Source organism: Alkalilimnicola ehrlichii MLHE-1 (assembly GCF_000014785.1).
Classification (GTDB): Bacteria; Pseudomonadota; Gammaproteobacteria; order Nitrococcales; family Halorhodospiraceae; genus Alkalilimnicola; species Alkalilimnicola ehrlichii.
In genome coordinates this window covers 122,270-137,793 of the sequence record NC_008340.1, presented here as the reverse complement: position 1 = coordinate 137,793, position 15,524 = coordinate 122,270, and the positions used below count along the sequence as shown (strand labels likewise).

Here is a 15,524-nt window from a genome sequence, read left to right as displayed (position 1 = left end):
TTATTTGGCGCGCTCTGCCGAGCGGAGTCCGGACGGTTGCGCCATTGCCTGCTTAACGCTCCGTTGATCGTCGGACGCTCCCGTCGTCTTTAATCCCTCCGCCAGGCGCCGGAAGTGATCACTTTCCTGCATAAGCACATCCCAGGCACCCTGATCCACCAGGCGACCGTCATGCAGGACCGCGATCTGGTCACAGGGCTCGACCGTGGACAACCGATGGGCAACCAGGATGACCGTCTTCGCCTTCGAGAGGTTGTGCACTGCCTCCATCACAGCCCGTTCCGTGGCGTTGTCCAGCGCACTGGTTGCCTCATCAAAGACCAGTACCGACGGATCCCTGTAAAGCGCCCGCGCAATGCCGATCCGCTGGCGTTGCCCGCCGGAAAGTCGCAGGCCGCGGTCGCCGATCTCGGTCTGGTAGCCCTGCGGTAGTTCGCTTAGGACGAAGTCGTGGAGGTTTGCCATCTTCGCCGCGCGCTCCACCGCAGCCATGTCGATCGACTTTTCCGGCACGCCGAGGGCGATATTCGCGGCCACGGAATCGTCGGCGAGGAAGATATGCTGCGGCACATAGCCCAGGGTCGCCTGCCACCGGCGGAGGTTGTCTTCAGTGAGGCGCTGGCCATCAACGTAGATCGCGCCCGCGGCGGGCTCCAACAAGCCCAGAAGCAAATCAACCAGCGTGCTTTTCCCCGCACCGGACGACCCCACAAGGCCAATGCTGGAGAACGCCGGCACCGTCAGGTTCAGGTCCGTCAACGCGGGTCGGGGCGCGCCGGGGTAGGTGAACGTGACGCCCTCAAACCGGATATTGGCATTGCAGACCAAGGGCCGGTCCATTTGGCTGCGTAGGGGCAGCGGGACAACCCCTTGGCCATCCCCCAGGTCGGCCAGCAGGTTGTGCACCGCCGGCATGGTGAAGCGCAGGCGTGCTATGGAGGCGAAGATCTGCTGGAAGGCGGGGATCAGCTTCTTGGCCGCCAAGGCGTACACCCCGATAATCGGCAGGGCCGTCGCCAGCCCACCCGGCCCGGACATCAGGTAGAGGACCAGAATCATGACCCCGCCGAAGGCCACGGCTTCAATCGCATACTGGGGCAGGTTGGACAGAACGGCGACATTGGCCTGTTGGTGGGCGAACTGCCTGGCCGGGCGCTGATAGCGGTCCAGGTAGGCCCGCTCCCGACCCAACAGGCGAATCTCCTTGGCGCCCGCAAAGGCCTCCCCCGCAGCGGCGAAACGCGCCCGGTTCGCCTGCAGCCGGATCTTGCCAATGCGTTCCAGCCAACGGCGGGCCAGCAGGTAGATGGCGCCATACACCACCCCCAGGACCGACGCGGTCACCAGGGCCAGCCAGGGTCGGATAAGGAGCAGCAGCACGATAATGGCCACAGCCGTGGTGCCGTGGATCACCAGGCGAAGCGCTGGCAGCAGAGCCCCGTTCACCGCCTGTTGGGTCTCCTCGAGGACACTCTTCGCCAGGTCGGAGGAGTTTCGGTTGAGGTAAAAGCTGTAGGGGCGCCGCAGGTAGTCCGTCATCAACCGCTTGGACAGCCAGTACTGCTGCCCGTGGGAAAAGCGGATCATCGCCCACTGGGACAAGGCCTGGGTCATTGTGCCCAGCAGGAAGACCGTGAAGGCGCTGGCACCAAGGAAAAAGAGAAAGGCCTCCGTGCTCTGAAAGCCCAGCCAGGCGAACGCCGCGGATAGCCAGGCGTTGTCGTGGACCATCTGCGGATCCGCGAGGACCGACAGGAAGGGCATGACGCTGGCCACCCCAAACATGTTGAGAAAAGCCGTCCCCGTCATGAGGATCAACAGGGCGATCACCTTAAAGGTATCGCGGCGATCAACCAGTCGCACTATCGCGCGAATATTATCTACCATTACGTCTCGGTCCGCTCGTTGACACCCGGGCCGGTGAGGAAACGGGACAAACCCAACTGAGAGGCCACCTCGTTCAGGTCATAGTTAAAGGATAGATCCTTGCTCAAATCCCTCCGGTGATCCCGGGGCGAGCGGGATTGATAGCGCTTGTTACCCACCCGGCTGCAGTGGCCCTCCTCGACCCACCGCAAGGGAATGGGATGGACCGTGCCACCGGCACGCTCCTCCCAGATAAGGATGCCCACCCCATGGTCGTGCATGTACCGCCTTCGCGCGGCGCGCTCGGCCTCGTCCGGGCAGTTGGGGTGACGTGTCGGCCGGCGCCACCAGCCGCATCCCGATTCGTACTGGGCACGGCTCGCCCCCCGGGTATTGCAGCCTATGAGTTCCCAATATCGCCCGCGGTGCCCGATCAGGCGTCGCCACCACCCACGCCGGATATCGGTCGCGGCCGTTTCACCATCGGCAAGGCCACGGAAGTCGTCAGCAAGCTGCCGAAACACCGGTTCCCGCACCAACAGGTCGGAATGCCAGAAGGCCAGCCGCGGGGCAAAGAGAAAGATGAATTCCAGCGGGAACATCATGGACATGGTGGGCAGATCCAGCCCTTCATTGAAGTCGATCAATATCGCACCTTCCACCAATGGCGGCGGCCCCACCCGCGGATCGAACCCCACCACGGGCGTCCAGCCCACGGAACGGACCATGCGCTGCTGCACTAGGCACCATTGGTCATCCACATTCCAGCACAGCCAGGGGTAGTCCACCCCGCTCAGCGCCTCCGCCCACGGACCGCGCGCCTGATTGCGGGCCAACGCCAGTTCCTCGGCGTTGATCCACTCCCAACTGCCCTTGCCGGTGGCGTAGCGACGGCGCAGCTCACCACCGTAAGTGCGTTCGTCCCCCTCAGCCACGGAGGCCCTGTCATGATCCCGTACTTGTGCCATTCACTCTCCCTTATCCAAGCCGGCGGCACCCTTGCAGGGTAGTCCATGATCCCCCCAATCCAGGTACAGCCGGTGTCTGTAGCCCCCTTTCCGAAGCAGGGTCGGCGGCGCACTGAAACCCATGGCATGGGGGATAGACGCATCCGGTCGCGCGGACAGCAGGGTGGAGACATCGAGCGATACTTCGGACGCCGATGGGTCACTCTCCGACGGACTCTGGACCAGCGCCCGCTTGAGAGGCAGGGCATCCGTCATCAGCGCGTGGCCGCCCGGATTGAGATAGTGCACTTCCGCATCACAGCGGTGCCGGATGACGAGTTCCTGGGAAACGGCGCAGCGAGACCGATGGAACGTGAAGCACACCGAGCCACTCACGCCAGTGGCGCGCGGCCGCCGCAGCGCCCGATTTCGACCCATCCGGCCACCCAGGCGCCAATCGGCTGCGGCGAACAATCGTTGACCCAGGGAGCGGGGCTCGGGCCGCAGGAGGCTGACGGGTTGTCCGCTGAGGCGAATAGTGATGTCGTCACCGTCTTGGGACAGGGCGACGTCCTGAAAATCCACCAACCCAAAGAGTTCATCCCCGATAAGGAATACCGGCGTCCAGCCCGCCAGCGACGGTTCCCGCCGCAGCGCATCGGCATGCACCCGCACCGGGGGCGGACAGAGGACAGTCCCGCCCCGAATCATGTGGTACGGCAGTGCACCGGCATAACGCAGCTCGGCCCAATCCCGCCCGAACGCTTGAGGCGGTTGCCCAGAGGTGGACATGAGGGCAACCGTACCGTCCTCTGGCGCGCACCGCATCAGCCCCGCCGCCTCGTCGGCTTCAACCCTGCCGCCCACCTCAAACGTCGCTGCCTGGCGAAGCGCCCCCTGGTCCGGGCGGGCATCGGTCCAGGCACGGTGCAGCGCCCACGACAACACGGCCGCGGTCCAGGCGTTGTAGACGGACAGGTACATGTAATCGTCCCAGCCAGCGGGGGCTCCACCGGCCGTCGGTCCCGCCGGGTTCAGCATCAACAGCCCATCGGGGCGTTGCTGGCCGGCCCAGCGCTCCAGGATACCGGAGGCCATGGCACCGAACGCCCCGTCCTGGTTCTCCCTGGACAGGACACCCAGCAATACTAGGCTGGCCATCAGGCAGGCGTCGCCGAACAATGAATGGGTACTGCGCCCGAAGCCCCCAACATGGCCGTCACCGTCCCAAGTCAACCGGACCCAGCCCAGCATCCGTTGCACATGCCGGTCCAGGGCGGGGGAGGTTACGTAGCAGCCGGCCACGGTAGCCACGAAGAGCGCCTTGTGGTGATAGGCGACCGGCGTGGCACCGGACCGGGGCAGGGCCGGACGGTAGGGGAAGTCGATGAACCCGCCGGCAGGCGTTGTCCAACGCTCGAGCAGGCTCAAAAGGCGGGCCAGCGCCCTGCCTCGGCGGTGATCGGGCGCTTCGATCAGGTGACAAAGCGCACCGAGCAACGTCCAGTTATTGGAAGGATAGCGGCGGGCTACCGGGCAGCGGTTCAGCGCCTCCTCCCAAGGCAGCCCGTCCCCCGCCGGGGCGCCGGTCGCCAACAAGTGCTCCCGCATCAGTAACAGCAGGAAGCGGTTGAACGGCTCGTGGCCCACCTGGCGGCGCTCAAGCGCCATCCAGGTACGCACCATGGGACGCCATTGCGCGCCCTCCGGCCCGTCACGCATCAGCAGGGCCAACGCAGCACTGTTGTGACCGTAGTGCTCGGCCGGCGTTTCAGCACGCAACACGGGGTCCCAAAGCCGACCCGGGGGATCGCCGCAGCGACGCGCCGCCCCCACCAGGGTATCCAGCCGACGCTGCAAACGGCCTTCGAGCGACGCAGAATGCCCCGCCCGGTCGGTGCTTGCGGCCAGTACCGGCGCATCACCCATCGGATTCACCTGCGCTCCACCCCCGATCTGGCCCCCAGGGAAGGATTGGAGAGGCTTGGTCGAGTATCCTGGGGCAAGGGCTGAGCTGGCGTCGGCACGGTCGCTTCCGCCGGTTTGGGCGCCTCCTCGAGCTCACGCCGCATAATCACTGACATGGCTATGAACGCATAATAGAGGTTAAAGTAGGCCACGTCCAAAAATATCCCTGCAATGAAATATCCGGCCAAGCCAACCTGCAAGGCCCATGCATACTCCGACAACCAGATCTTCCCAGTTCTTCGCTTCGCGGTCCGCCGCACCCGATTCAACGTCAAAAATGTAAACGCTCCGAGAAAAAGATACACGGCCAGCCCGCCAAATCCGTGCTGTCCCAGCAACCCGAAATAAATGCTGTGCGGTGACAGAACATGCCGCCAGCCGCCTTCAAACTCCGCATAGGTAATCCACCAATCGTAACCCAAAGCGGTATTTCTGAACCCCATACCCGTCAGGGGTCGCTCCATGGCCATATTCCACGCCACACCCCAACTCTGGATTCGCTGCATAGCCGATTGGTCTTCTTCGTACGTCTTTATCGTTTGCCAGCGCTCGACCAACGGCTCCGGCGCCGTCACTCCAATCACGCCAACTCCGATAAAGGCTACCAGCACCAAAAGCCACTTTTTTCTCATGTGCAAGAATAAAAATGGCGTGATCACCACCATTCCGACGAAGGCCCCCCGGGAGTGGGTCGCCAGTATGGCTGCACAGGTGAACCAAAACACAGCGTACCCGGCCCAACCGATGGGGACAGCAAACCGATTGATAAGTGGAATGCTAAAATCCACCCATTGTCGATGGAACAGTCGCGCGCTGGTTAGAATAAGCGGCAATACCATGAGCATCGCCAGCCCGATATAGGTATTCCCGGAGAGGTAGGAGCCCGATGGGCCAAGGACCATGTGGGCCCCTCCGGTGTTAACCGCGAAGATCCCTCCCTTCAGGCCAAAGAACGCCAGCGCCCCGGTGATCACCAAGAGCGTGATCAGGATACGTCGCTCACCGTGGATCAGTATCGGCGTGAGGAAGGTCACCAACAGGATCTTCATAAAGTGCACCCAGAAATCCCACGCGCCACTGGAGTTCACGGCGAAGTGGCTGGTCATTGCGAAGTATGCTGCGAGAATCAGCAACATGACCGTTTCCCTCGTCCAAGGAAACGGTTTTCGATCCTTAGAAAACGCGATGGCAGCCAGGGTGACTACTGTGAACAGCATCGCCGCCGGAAAACCGTGCATAAAGGTCCAGGTCTGGAGCTGCGGCGTAAATAAGCTCACCCAGAACAGCGTGGGTATCCCCACCCAGGCATGACGCAGGATTACAGGCACTAAGCCAGCGAATATAAGTGCAAGGAGGATGTCACGCATCTGAGGTGGACCATCGCATCGGTAGAAAGTTTGGGCCTAGGGAAGCCTATCTCAAGGATAGCGCGGGTTGGACTGGACTGCGTGAGATTTCTGCCGCCAGCCTCTGGGATGCAAGGAACATGGTGCCACCACATGTTTCAATGGCTTAGCGCAACCCTCGAGCATGCTAGCATACGTAGTCAAAATGCAGATCGGCATCAAGCCATCGCCCCCATGACAGGCATCGGTCGGCGACCATGCGCATCTCTATCGATACTGGGATCACGAGCCATGCTTGGGACTTTGCGCAAGGTGGCGCTCCACGGCCCGTGGTCCATGGGTACGTGTAGGATCTCGGATAATCCCATCGCGCCAAGGAGTTATCATTACTGGCTAGCGCGAGAGGAGCTGGGCATCTCGGTGAGCACGGTACGCCACTGGCGCAAGCGCGAGGATGTCTACGACCGTCCCCATACGCGCAAGAACCTGCTGGCTACGCTCTCCCCGGCCCAGGAAGCGTTCGTCGTGGAGCTGCGCCGGACGCTGCGGCTGCCACTGGATGACCTGCTGGCGGTCGTCCGAGAGTTCATCCACCCGCGGCTCTCGCGCTCGGCACTGGATCGGTGCCTGCGCCGTAACGGTGTCTCGCGGTTGGCCGATCTGACCCCCACCGAGCCCTCGGAAGAGGTCAAAGCCAAGCCGTTCAAGGCCTACGAGCCGGGCTAGGTTCATATCGACATCAAGTACCTTCCACAGATGCCGGACGAGGATCGGCGCCGGTATCTGTTTGTGGCCATTGATCGGGCCACGCGCTGGGTCTACGTCGAGTTCAAGGCCCATAAGTCTGCCCGTACTGCCACGGCCTTTCTCAAAAGCGTCCGCGCCAAGGCGCCGTTTCGCATCCGCAAGCTGCTCACCGATAACGACAAGGCGTTCACCGACCGGCTCCAGCACAAGCACCGTCAGCCCAGTGGCGAGCATACCTTCGACCGGTTCTGTGCCGAGACCGGTATCGAGCATCGGCTCTCACCGGTGCGCCGCCCTCAGACCAACGGCATGGTCGAGCGGTTCAACGGGCGGATCAGCGAAGTCCTGGCCACGCACCAGTTCGACTCCCGCGCGGACCTCGAAACTACGCTCAAACGCTACTACCACCTGTATAATCATTACATTCCACAGAAGGCGTTGCGCCAGCGAACGCCCATCCAGGCGCTCAAGGATTGGCAGCAAAGCCAGGTCCCTTCGCGATCTGTGTGGGTGCCAGGGGGTGCCGGCGGGTAGCCGGTAGGCGGCGGTAACCGATATGTTGTGCACTCAGGATCACTGCCACCGGAGTACCGACACCATGGCCCCAAACGCGTCTGAGTTCAGTCTGTTTTCCGCCGCCCTGGGTCTGGCGCCGCCTTGGGAGGTGGTTTCGGTGGACTTTGACCCGGACGCCAAACAGATCGACCTGGAGGTGGGCTTTGCCCGCGGGGCGCGCTTTGCCTGCCCGGCCTGCGGGGCGGCGGATCAGCCGGTCCACGACAGCCGCCGGCGTAGCTGGCAGCACCTGCACTTTTTCGAGCACCGCGCCTATATCCATGCCCCAGTGCCACGGGTGCGCTGCGGTAGCTGCGGGAAGACAACGCAAGTGGCGGTGCCTTGGGCCCGCCCGGGCAGCGGCTTCACCGAACTCTTTGAGGCGATGGTGGTGACACTGTGCGCGCAGATGCCGGTCCAGGTGGTGGCCCGCCATCTCGGCGTGGGTGATGACGCGCTCTGGCGCATCCTGCATCACTACGTCGATGCCGCCCGGGCGCAGGAGGACTTCAGCGAGGTCACGACGGTGGGGGTCGACGAGACCGCCGCCCGGCGTGGTCACCACTACATCAGCATCTTCCACGACCTTGAGCGCCGGCGCGTGCTCTACGCCTGCCCGGGGCGCGATCAGCATACCGTGGCGCGCTTTGCCGAGGACCTGCGGGCCCACGGCGGTGAGCCCGAGGCCGTTACCGCCGCCTGTATCGATATGTCGAAAGCCTACATCGCCGGGGTGAGCCGCTACCTGCCGGCGGCTGCGGTCACGTTCGATGGCTTTCACGTCATCCAGCTCGCCAACGCCGCCGTTGACCAGGTACGCCGCGCCGAGGTCCGGGAGCGGCCGATCCTCAAACACACCCGCTGGGTGTGGCTGAAAGACGGCTGGCGCTGGACCGCCCGCCAACTCCAGGACTTCCACACGCTCTCGCGCACGCAACTCAAGACCGCCCGCGCCTGGCGGCTCAAGGATGCCCTGCGCGAGCTCTACGCCCAGGCGCCGCCACGCGAGATCGCCGAGGCAGAACTCCAGCGCTGGTATAGCTGGGCACGGCGCTGCCGGCTCGCGCCGTTCAAACGCCTGGCGCTCACGATCAAGGCCCACTGGGATGGCATCCTCAACGCCTTCGACTCGCGGCTGAACAACGGCGGCGTCGAGGCCCTCAACGGACGGATTCAGGCCGCCAAGGCTCGCACCCGCGGCTACCGCACCGTGCGCAACCTGATCACCATGACCTACCTGATCGGCGGCAAACTCACCCAACTGCCAAGCTCCCCCTACACCACAACATCCAGGGTGGCGGCGGCATGACCGTAATCAGGGCTAACCCACACAATCCGAGAAGGTGCCCAAAGCCATCCTCATTTATTCCTGCGGCAGGTGCGGCATCCCTCGGGACCCGACATCTAGACTCCCCCGACCTTACGCGGTGAGCGACTGTCCAACTTGGGGAGCACGCTCCGGTTGCCGCTCACTCATCGCGAAAAGTTGCGGCAGCCACGATACCGGTGGAGATACATCCGATGCTGCATCATAATTCCTGAGAAGGACTCCACCTCAGGAGCTCGTTTACCCAAAACACTATAACTCAGAACCGATGCTATCCCGGAGAACCGAATTGGCTACGACCGACCGGAAAATTGCTGTCATCATACCTTATTTCCAGCGGCAGCCAGGCCTGTTGCGGCAGTGTGTGCGCTCAGTGCTGGATACCAAAGGTGATGTCGACCCGTTAATCATCATCGTAGATGATGGTTCTCCGATACCGGCTCAGGACGAGGTCGGCGACCTCCATGACGGCATCAGTTTGACCATTATACGTCAAAAAAACTCAGGGCCTGCCGCTGCACGAAACACAGGACTGGACCATGTTTCCGGCGGCACACGATTCGCGACTTTCCTAGACTCGGATGATTGTTGGGTCGAGCAATTTCTTCCAGACGCCGTCTGGGCGCTGCAAAGAGAATGCGAACTCTTTATTGGTAACACAAGAAGAAAAGGTAGTAAACCCCGTTTTTCCTGGAGCAAGGACTCTTCTCGAAACATCGAGCCACACAAGCACACCCTAATAAACCAGAAGCGAGATATTTATAATTTTCGGGGCGACTTTTTTGACCTGATGGTCTTCCGGAGCAACTTAGTAAGCGCGACGGCCATGGCGTATAGAATAGACAAATTTCCCTCGTTACGCTTCCCGGAACATCTATTTCAGGGAGAAGATCGGCTGTTTAAATTGCGGCTAAGCAAAAGGCTAAAAAGCATAGCGTTCTCTCCAAAGGTTTACGCTGAAGAAGGAGAGGGAGTAAATGTGCTGGACAAGTCCGGATGGCAGACAGAAGGACACCTACGACTTACTTCTAGCTACATAAAAATGTCCACGATGATCCTGAACGAAATCGACTTAACGTCACGACAAAGAGGTCATGTGTGCCGTGAGCTTTCTGAGTTTCGTAGAGCGTTTGTGGCCACAATATTGCATAATATTCGCCATCGAAAGCCATTGAATTGGGGCTGCGTGAGATCCACTCTACGGCATGACCCCTACGGGGCCGCATTTATTCTACCCAATGTTATTCGTATCTTGGGAAAGAAAGCCATTGGAGCAAAAAATACCTAGCTTTTTTGTAACGCACCAGGATCACAATTGCTTCGCCGAAATGGATGCGGGCATGCAATGAAAACATCGCAACCACCTGCTATAATTCACCCCAATCACTCAACAATTTCGAACAAAACAACGCAACGGTTCCCCGCAATGAGAAATAGCCCGCCTGTAGAGAGAATTCGACTACCGGTTCACTTCGCCGGATTTACCCTCGGCGGCATCACGCTACGATTATCCGTAGATAAGTCGCTTTTTATTCACGACAAAAAAGGAAGAAGAAACCCGGAGAGAATGGGTCCGCATGGATTTTTGGCACGGTCCAGTCCGGAAGCACCTGAGTTCCCACGCCTTAGTCTTGACAAAGGTTTTATCCGGTACGTCCCACGAGTTTATCGGCGACACTACATTGACTTATCTCAAGGCTGGGAAACCTACCTGCACACCTTTTCCGGAAAGTCGCGACAAAGCATTCGCCGAAAGATTCGTAAGTTCGAAAAGGCATCTGAGGGAGAGTTGGAATGGCGGTGCTACAAGACGGAGAATGAAATAAGAAGATTCCTTGAGTTGGCGAGAGGAGTGGCGGACGTCAGTTACCAAAAGCGACTGCTAGGTGCTGCTTTGCCTGATAGCCAGGAATTCTACGATGCCGCCATTTCTTTAGCCCAGAATGACCAAGTAAGGGGTTTTCTCCTTTTTCATTCTGGCGATCCTGTTGCTTACCTATACTGCCCAGCTCAGGATGGCGTTTTACGATACCGTTTCTTGGGGTACAAACCCAACGCCGCAACTCTCTCTCCAGGAACGATATTACAATGGCTAGCACTAGATAATTTGTTTAAAGAGGGACGCTTTCAATACTTCGATTTCTGCGAGGGAGACGCCCCTCACAAAGCATTCTTCGGAAGCCATTGCAGAGTCTGTGGCGATATATATTGGCTTAAGCTAACTCCCAAAACCATTGCGGCCGTAGTGCTAAACTTATCCAGCCTGACACTTTCCGAAGGCCTCTCCTGGTTTCTTGATCAAGCCGGATTAAAGGACCGAATAAGACGATCATTGCGAGGCCGGTAAACAAAACACTTACAAGACTTCAGGAGGGCGCCAATGCGTCACCGGTTGCGGAGAGCTGGTTTATTTTTAGATGCGGTCGGAACCTGGTTACTGAAGCACGCAGCCCGGATTTTGGTCCACTACGTATACGCTTCAAACAACCCCCTGGAAACCGTGACAAGCTCTAGGGAAGACGACAAGGCCGCATTTTCCAGTAGGCTTGTTACTCTAACCAAAGAAAGTGATCTGGATGCATTACCTAAAGAAAAAATAGACTATCTAGCACGGCATAGCGGTCGCGCGCCAGCAAGAATAATCTCAAATGGCGGGCGCATTTATGCTCTGAAAGGTCCCGATGGGATCTTAGCGCAACTGAACGTAAATTTTGGCACGTTCCCCGTATCCACTCCCGTACCGTTAGAGTTCGAGCTGGCGCCTGACGCATTCTTTATCAGCTTCCTTTACACTGCGCCCGAACACCGTGATAGGGGGTATGCTCGCAAGCTTATGAATTCTACTTTTTCAGTTTTGGTTGACGAGGGATTCGCACGAGGATTGTGCCACATCCGATCAACGAATATGGCGTCCCGTGCCTCATTTCGCTGCGCGGGATGGCGGTGCGAGGCCATGATTCTGGCGACACGGAGCGGGCGGTTACTGGCGACACCGGGAGTGCGTCGTGTCGGCTTAAAGGTCTCGCCGTCCATCAAACCGCGCGGCGCAGGCGACGCCGCAGACGCTCCTTGATACGGAGCCAGTCTGCAAGGCCTGAAACGCCGTCCGAAAAGGCATTGAAGCCTCTCAATGCCGCAAAGCTTAGGTTCCCCTTGAGGTTATTCGGGAACAGGTAAAATTTCCCCTCCCGACGGCAAGCGTTGCTGAGCTTTTCTTTGACGGGGTTATCCCCATACAACATGTCGAGTTCGCTGACGGCCGGCGTGAGCTGACAAAGATCCTCGATCACTTTCAACTGGAGTACAATGCCGGGGTGCCACTGTGCCAGCCTCGGGTCATAGCCGATGTGGTGGCTGTAGTAGATGCCACCATGAACAAACCCGATACGCCAGGCAACTGGCTGGCCATCGACGAAGAGGGCGTAACAACGAGCCTTGCCCAGGCGGGCACCGGCCCGCACTTTCCTGGCAATCCAACCGGTTTCAGTTATCCCCAGACCGTGTAATCGGCTTTGGTACGTCCTCAAAGAAACCGGCTCAACCTGACCTAGGAAACGGCCCAACAGCTCGGGCTCGGTATACACCCCAAGAGACCAGCCGGGAAATCGCCGTAAAAAACGCCGCTCGCTCCGTCGCAAATCCTGACGCCTTCTTCTGGGCAGACTTGCCAGGTAGGCATCAAAACCCTCTGGAAAGCACGCCAGCCGACGCGTTTCCAACCCACCACTTTGCAACACGCGGTAGTGCCTTCGCACTATTGGCTCTCGCAACGCCTGCCAGAGGGGCTCACCTTCAACGACGCCTATTAGGAATAGCACGCCTCGGCTACCAAGCTCCCGCCGCAGGAGGCAAAGCACCTCTGCCGCCTCTGGCTTCGACAAATACGGCAAATTGCCGCTGATGACGTATCGTCGGATCGGAATGCGCCCTAAAGCGAAGCCGGCCAGTAAGAAACCCAAACCACCATCGTGAGCATAGAACGGCAGATAATGATCGCCGGAGACGAACTGCCCCACCTCGCCGTGCGAGGGATGAGCCGTTGCCGTCAGCCAGTCCAAGTCGTGGTCCAACATTTGGCCCAAAGGTGCTCCCTTTACGGTTTGTGACGCGGCCTCCGAATGAGGGATGAGGCGCCATTGGCCCGAGGGCGGTGTTTTCTGTGCCAACGTTGTCATCACGCTCAATCTCATTACCAACACGCAACTTGGTTGATCCTGTTGACCACCATGCGGGGCAACACATATCGCAGAGGCACTGCCAGGGGCACTAATGTCCGCTCATCACCAGAAGACCCGCCAGCACCTGTTACCCCACCGGTGCAAACCGACTCCAGGCCCGGTTCAGCCGAAACAAAGCTGCAGAGGCGTTCTAGCCGCTGCCTATTGACCCGATCAACACACAACGCCCGGTAGCGGGTATCCCGATGCTTGATGAATTCAAACGGGTGGGTCAGCACCACCACGTCGCTCAACCCCCGATCCCGCGCCTGGGTCAGGAGGCGACGCATCTCCGGCCAGGAGCTGCCGGTGATGGTCAGCGTCTTGTAGTGGCTGCGCTGGCCGAGGCGGAAGTCCGTGTAGGTGGTCACCGGAAACTCCAGCACCCCGTCGATATCGTGGCACCCGGCCAGTAGTTGCAGCTCCGGCTCCGCCGGGCGGTAGATGGCCAGGCCGATGTTCGAGGCCACCCGCATGCCCGCCCGGCGCATGGCCTGGTAGACGTTCAGGCCCACCTTCAGCCCGCCGGTGCGCAGCACCGTGGGTGCCGGCAGGCCCCAGCGGCGGAAGGTCGCCCGGCCCCGCTCGATCAACGCCACCAGCTCCTCCACGCTGCGCCGGGTTACATCGTCGCTGGGCGGGTCGTGGGCCAGCCGCTCCGGCCAGTCCTCATGCTCGAAATAGGTCCAGCAGGGGTGCAGGTGCAGTTGCACATCGTGCCCCCGTCCGGCGATCTCGCGGGCGATGGCCCCCATGGGTTCGTCGCCGAAGAAGCAGGTGTTCAAGGTTTCGACGTAGAATGTCCCGCGTAGGCCGTGCGCCTCCAGGGTGTCCAGCAGGTGGCCCAGGCCCTCGGACCGTCCATCGATGTTGCAGTACACCGACGGCGGGCCCACGGGCTGGTGAGCCTGCGGGTCCCGAAACGCGCCGGCGATGTTGAACTCGGTGTCGACGGTGATGTGCACCCGGGTGGGCATCTGCAACTCTCCTCGGCTGGAGGCGGTTCAACTCAAGCAGGGTAGTCCATCACCCCGCACATTTCCCGTAACCCTATGGCGGCTTATGCGCAACCCGGCCCGGCCCAGCGCCACCGCGGATGAGACGACACCCACGGTGACCGTACTCATCGAAGTCCCCCGCTGGAGCTTCCTCAAACGCGGCTCCACCGGGGAGATCGACTTCGTCTCCCCGCTGCCCTGCCCGTTCAACTACGGCGCGGTCCCGGCGTTTATCGGGCGCGAGGGCGATCTGCTGGATGCCCTGGTGCTCGGGCCCCGGCTGCCGCTGGGCCGCCGGGTCTCGGTGCGCGCCTACGCCTCGATCGCCCTGACAGACCGGGGCATGACCGACGACAAGCTGGTCTGCGGCCACCATCCACCCACCGCAGCGGAGTTGCGGCGTGTGGAGCGCTTTTTCCGCTTCTACGCCCACTGCAAGGCGCTGCTGAACCGCTACCGCGGCCGTCCGGGCCGGAACGCCTTTGACGGCTGGGACGATGCCGCCGCTGCCATCGCGAGGGCCCAGCCGCGGGGGCCGGAGTGGACGCCGCCGCAGGTGCCCTTCTGAGCAGTCTGCCGTCACGGGCCCGTTCAGGCGCGCCCGGCGAGGTTGCGGGCCAGGCGCAGGGCGAAACGGCCGGGGGTGCGGTCCCAGGGGGTGAAGCGCGGTAGCTGGTAGGGATCGGAGGCGGGGCCGGCGGCGCCGGCCGCGGTGGAGACGGCCGCCTCGAAGCCGCAGTCGCGCACCATGTCCACGTGCTCGGGGGCATAGTCGGTTCCCGGCCGGCCGTTGGGGTAGGCGAACAGCCGGACGCGCTGGCCCAGCATACCCTCCAGCGCCTCCCGCCCCGCCTCGATCTCCTGCCGCGCTTCCGGGGCGGACTGCCGGGCCAGGATGGGGTGGGTGAGGGTATGCCCGCCGATCTCCATGCCGGCGTCGGCCAGGCCGCGCAACTGGCCGCTGGTCATCATCAGGTCGTCCGGGACCGTGATGCCCAAACGCTCGGGCAGGGCCTCCACCCCGCGGTTCCGCACCGCCGGCGGCTGGTACTTGAACTGCCCGATCAATGCCTTGCAGAGCGCGATCCGGTCGCTGTCGGAGGCGACGCGCCGCCGCCCCAGCCCCTCCGGCGTCAGGTCGACCTCGCCCTCGGGCAGCCGGCGCACGGTCTCGATCAGGGTGTCATTGAACATACGACCGCCATTGAGGTACCCGACGGCGATGAAGAAGGTGGCGGGCACGCCCACCGAGCGCAGGAGGGGCAGGGCCACCTCGGCGTTGTCGGCGTAGCCGTCATCGAAGGTCACGCAAGCGGCCCGGGGGGGCAGGGTGCCGTCGCGCAGCCGCCGCACCGCCTCGGCCAGCGGCAGGGGATTGAAGTGGCGTGCCAGCAGCTGCATCTGCCACTGAAAGCGTGCCGCGTCCGGCTCGCCCGGCAGCAGCGGGTCCGGCGCCGGCAGCACCCGATGATAGATCAGGATCGACAGCCGCCCGCGGGCGCCTCCCGGGGACAGCAGTGACAGCAGCGACCGCAGCACCATGGCCACCCTGG

12 protein-coding genes and 1 pseudogene are annotated in these 15,524 nt (G+C 61.5%); 6 read left to right on the top strand and 7 right to left on the bottom strand.

Annotated elements, in window-relative coordinates:
• The 4 genes from MLG_RS00605 to MLG_RS00590 are packed head-to-tail and all read right to left on the bottom strand — an operon-like array spanning position 1 to position 6,148.
• Positions 1-1,887 (bottom strand): ABC transporter ATP-binding protein, encoded by a 1,887-nt coding sequence (locus MLG_RS00605; RefSeq protein WP_011627873.1) that lies wholly within the window; start codon positions 1,885-1,887, stop codon positions 1-3.
• Positions 1,887-2,834 (bottom strand): hypothetical protein, encoded by a 948-nt coding sequence (locus MLG_RS00600; RefSeq protein ID WP_011627872.1) that lies wholly within the window; start codon positions 2,832-2,834, stop codon positions 1,887-1,889. The genes MLG_RS00605 and MLG_RS00600 overlap by 1 nt, the downstream gene beginning before the upstream one ends.
• Complete coding sequence (locus tag MLG_RS00595; RefSeq protein ID WP_011627871.1) at positions 2,835-4,742, bottom strand: hypothetical protein; 1,908 nt, start codon at positions 4,740-4,742, stop codon at positions 2,835-2,837. It lies immediately after the preceding gene.
• 5 nt (positions 4,743-4,747) lie between these two features.
• Positions 4,748-6,148 carry a putative O-glycosylation ligase, exosortase A system-associated gene (locus MLG_RS00590; RefSeq protein ID WP_011627870.1) on the bottom strand — a complete coding sequence of 467 codons (1,401 nt, stop codon included), beginning with the start codon at positions 6,146-6,148 and terminating at the stop codon, positions 4,748-4,750.
• Positions 6,149-6,463: 315 nt separating this feature from the next.
• Between MLG_RS00590 and MLG_RS00585 the strand changes: the two are divergent.
• The 5 genes and pseudogenes from MLG_RS00585 (at position 6,464) to MLG_RS15910 (ending at position 11,829) form a co-directional block, all read left to right on the top strand.
• A pseudogene (locus MLG_RS00585) lies at positions 6,464-7,408 on the top strand (IS481 family transposase).
• Positions 7,409-7,472: 64 nt separating this feature from the next.
• The gene (locus MLG_RS00580; protein ID WP_011627869.1) at positions 7,473-8,738 is read left to right on the top strand and encodes an ISL3 family transposase; all 1,266 of its coding nucleotides are present in this window, start codon (positions 7,473-7,475) and stop codon (positions 8,736-8,738) included.
• Positions 8,739-9,024: 286 nt separating this feature from the next.
• Entirely contained in the window at positions 9,025-10,044 is a 1,020-nt protein-coding gene (locus tag MLG_RS15005) for a glycosyltransferase family 2 protein (protein WP_011627868.1), read from the top strand.
• Positions 10,045-10,101: 57 nt separating this feature from the next.
• Complete coding sequence (locus MLG_RS15000) at positions 10,102-11,103, top strand: GNAT family N-acetyltransferase (protein ID WP_332247264.1); 1,002 nt, start codon at positions 10,102-10,104, stop codon at positions 11,101-11,103.
• Positions 11,104-11,136: 33 nt separating this feature from the next.
• Positions 11,137-11,829 carry a GNAT family N-acetyltransferase gene (locus MLG_RS15910; protein WP_083761803.1) on the top strand — a complete coding sequence of 231 codons (693 nt, stop codon included), beginning with the start codon at positions 11,137-11,139 and terminating at the stop codon, positions 11,827-11,829.
• Here the strand turns inward: MLG_RS15910 and MLG_RS00575 are convergent.
• On the bottom strand, positions 11,789-12,814 hold the full coding sequence (locus MLG_RS00575; RefSeq protein WP_232209269.1) for a GNAT family N-acetyltransferase: 1,026 nt from the start codon (positions 12,812-12,814) through the stop codon (positions 11,789-11,791). The two genes, MLG_RS15910 and MLG_RS00575, sit on opposite strands and share 41 nt — an antisense overlap.
• 131 nt (positions 12,815-12,945) lie before the next feature.
• Positions 12,946-13,950 (bottom strand): polysaccharide deacetylase family protein, encoded by a 1,005-nt coding sequence (locus tag MLG_RS00570; RefSeq protein ID WP_011627865.1) that lies wholly within the window; start codon positions 13,948-13,950, stop codon positions 12,946-12,948.
• A gap of 85 nt (positions 13,951-14,035) precedes the next feature.
• On the opposite strand from MLG_RS00570, the gene MLG_RS00565 reads away from it, so the two are divergent.
• The gene (locus tag MLG_RS00565; protein WP_011627864.1) at positions 14,036-14,539 is read left to right on the top strand and encodes an inorganic diphosphatase; all 504 of its coding nucleotides are present in this window, start codon (positions 14,036-14,038) and stop codon (positions 14,537-14,539) included.
• A gap of 23 nt (positions 14,540-14,562) precedes the next feature.
• Here the strand turns inward: MLG_RS00565 and MLG_RS00560 are convergent, their stop codons facing one another.
• On the bottom strand, positions 14,563-15,513 hold the full coding sequence (locus MLG_RS00560) for a polysaccharide deacetylase family protein (RefSeq protein WP_011627863.1): 951 nt from the start codon (positions 15,511-15,513) through the stop codon (positions 14,563-14,565).
• Between the last annotated feature and the right edge of the window lie 11 nt (positions 15,514-15,524).

Coding starts and splice junctions, on each gene's coding strand:
- MLG_RS00565 (WP_011627864.1), top strand. CDS start 14,036: ATGCGCAACCCGGCCCGGCCCAGCGCCACCGCGGATGAGACGACACCC.
- MLG_RS00590 (WP_011627870.1), bottom strand. CDS start 6,148: ATGCGTGACATCCTCCTTGCACTTATATTCGCTGGCTTAGTGCCTGTA.
- MLG_RS00570 (WP_011627865.1), bottom strand. CDS start 13,950: ATGCCCACCCGGGTGCACATCACCGTCGACACCGAGTTCAACATCGCC.
- MLG_RS00605 (WP_011627873.1), bottom strand. CDS start 1,887: ATGGTAGATAATATTCGCGCGATAGTGCGACTGGTTGATCGCCGCGAT.
- MLG_RS00580 (WP_011627869.1), top strand. CDS start 7,473: ATGGCCCCAAACGCGTCTGAGTTCAGTCTGTTTTCCGCCGCCCTGGGT.
- MLG_RS00595 (WP_011627871.1), bottom strand. CDS start 4,742: ATGGGTGATGCGCCGGTACTGGCCGCAAGCACCGACCGGGCGGGGCAT.
- MLG_RS15005 (WP_011627868.1), top strand. CDS start 9,025: ATGCTATCCCGGAGAACCGAATTGGCTACGACCGACCGGAAAATTGCT.
- MLG_RS00600 (WP_011627872.1), bottom strand. CDS start 2,834: ATGGCACAAGTACGGGATCATGACAGGGCCTCCGTGGCTGAGGGGGAC.
- MLG_RS00560 (WP_011627863.1), bottom strand. CDS start 15,513: ATGGTGCTGCGGTCGCTGCTGTCACTGCTGTCCCCGGGAGGCGCCCGC.
- MLG_RS15910 (WP_083761803.1), top strand. CDS start 11,137: ATGCGTCACCGGTTGCGGAGAGCTGGTTTATTTTTAGATGCGGTCGGA.
- MLG_RS15000 (WP_332247264.1), top strand. CDS start 10,102: ATGAAAACATCGCAACCACCTGCTATAATTCACCCCAATCACTCAACA.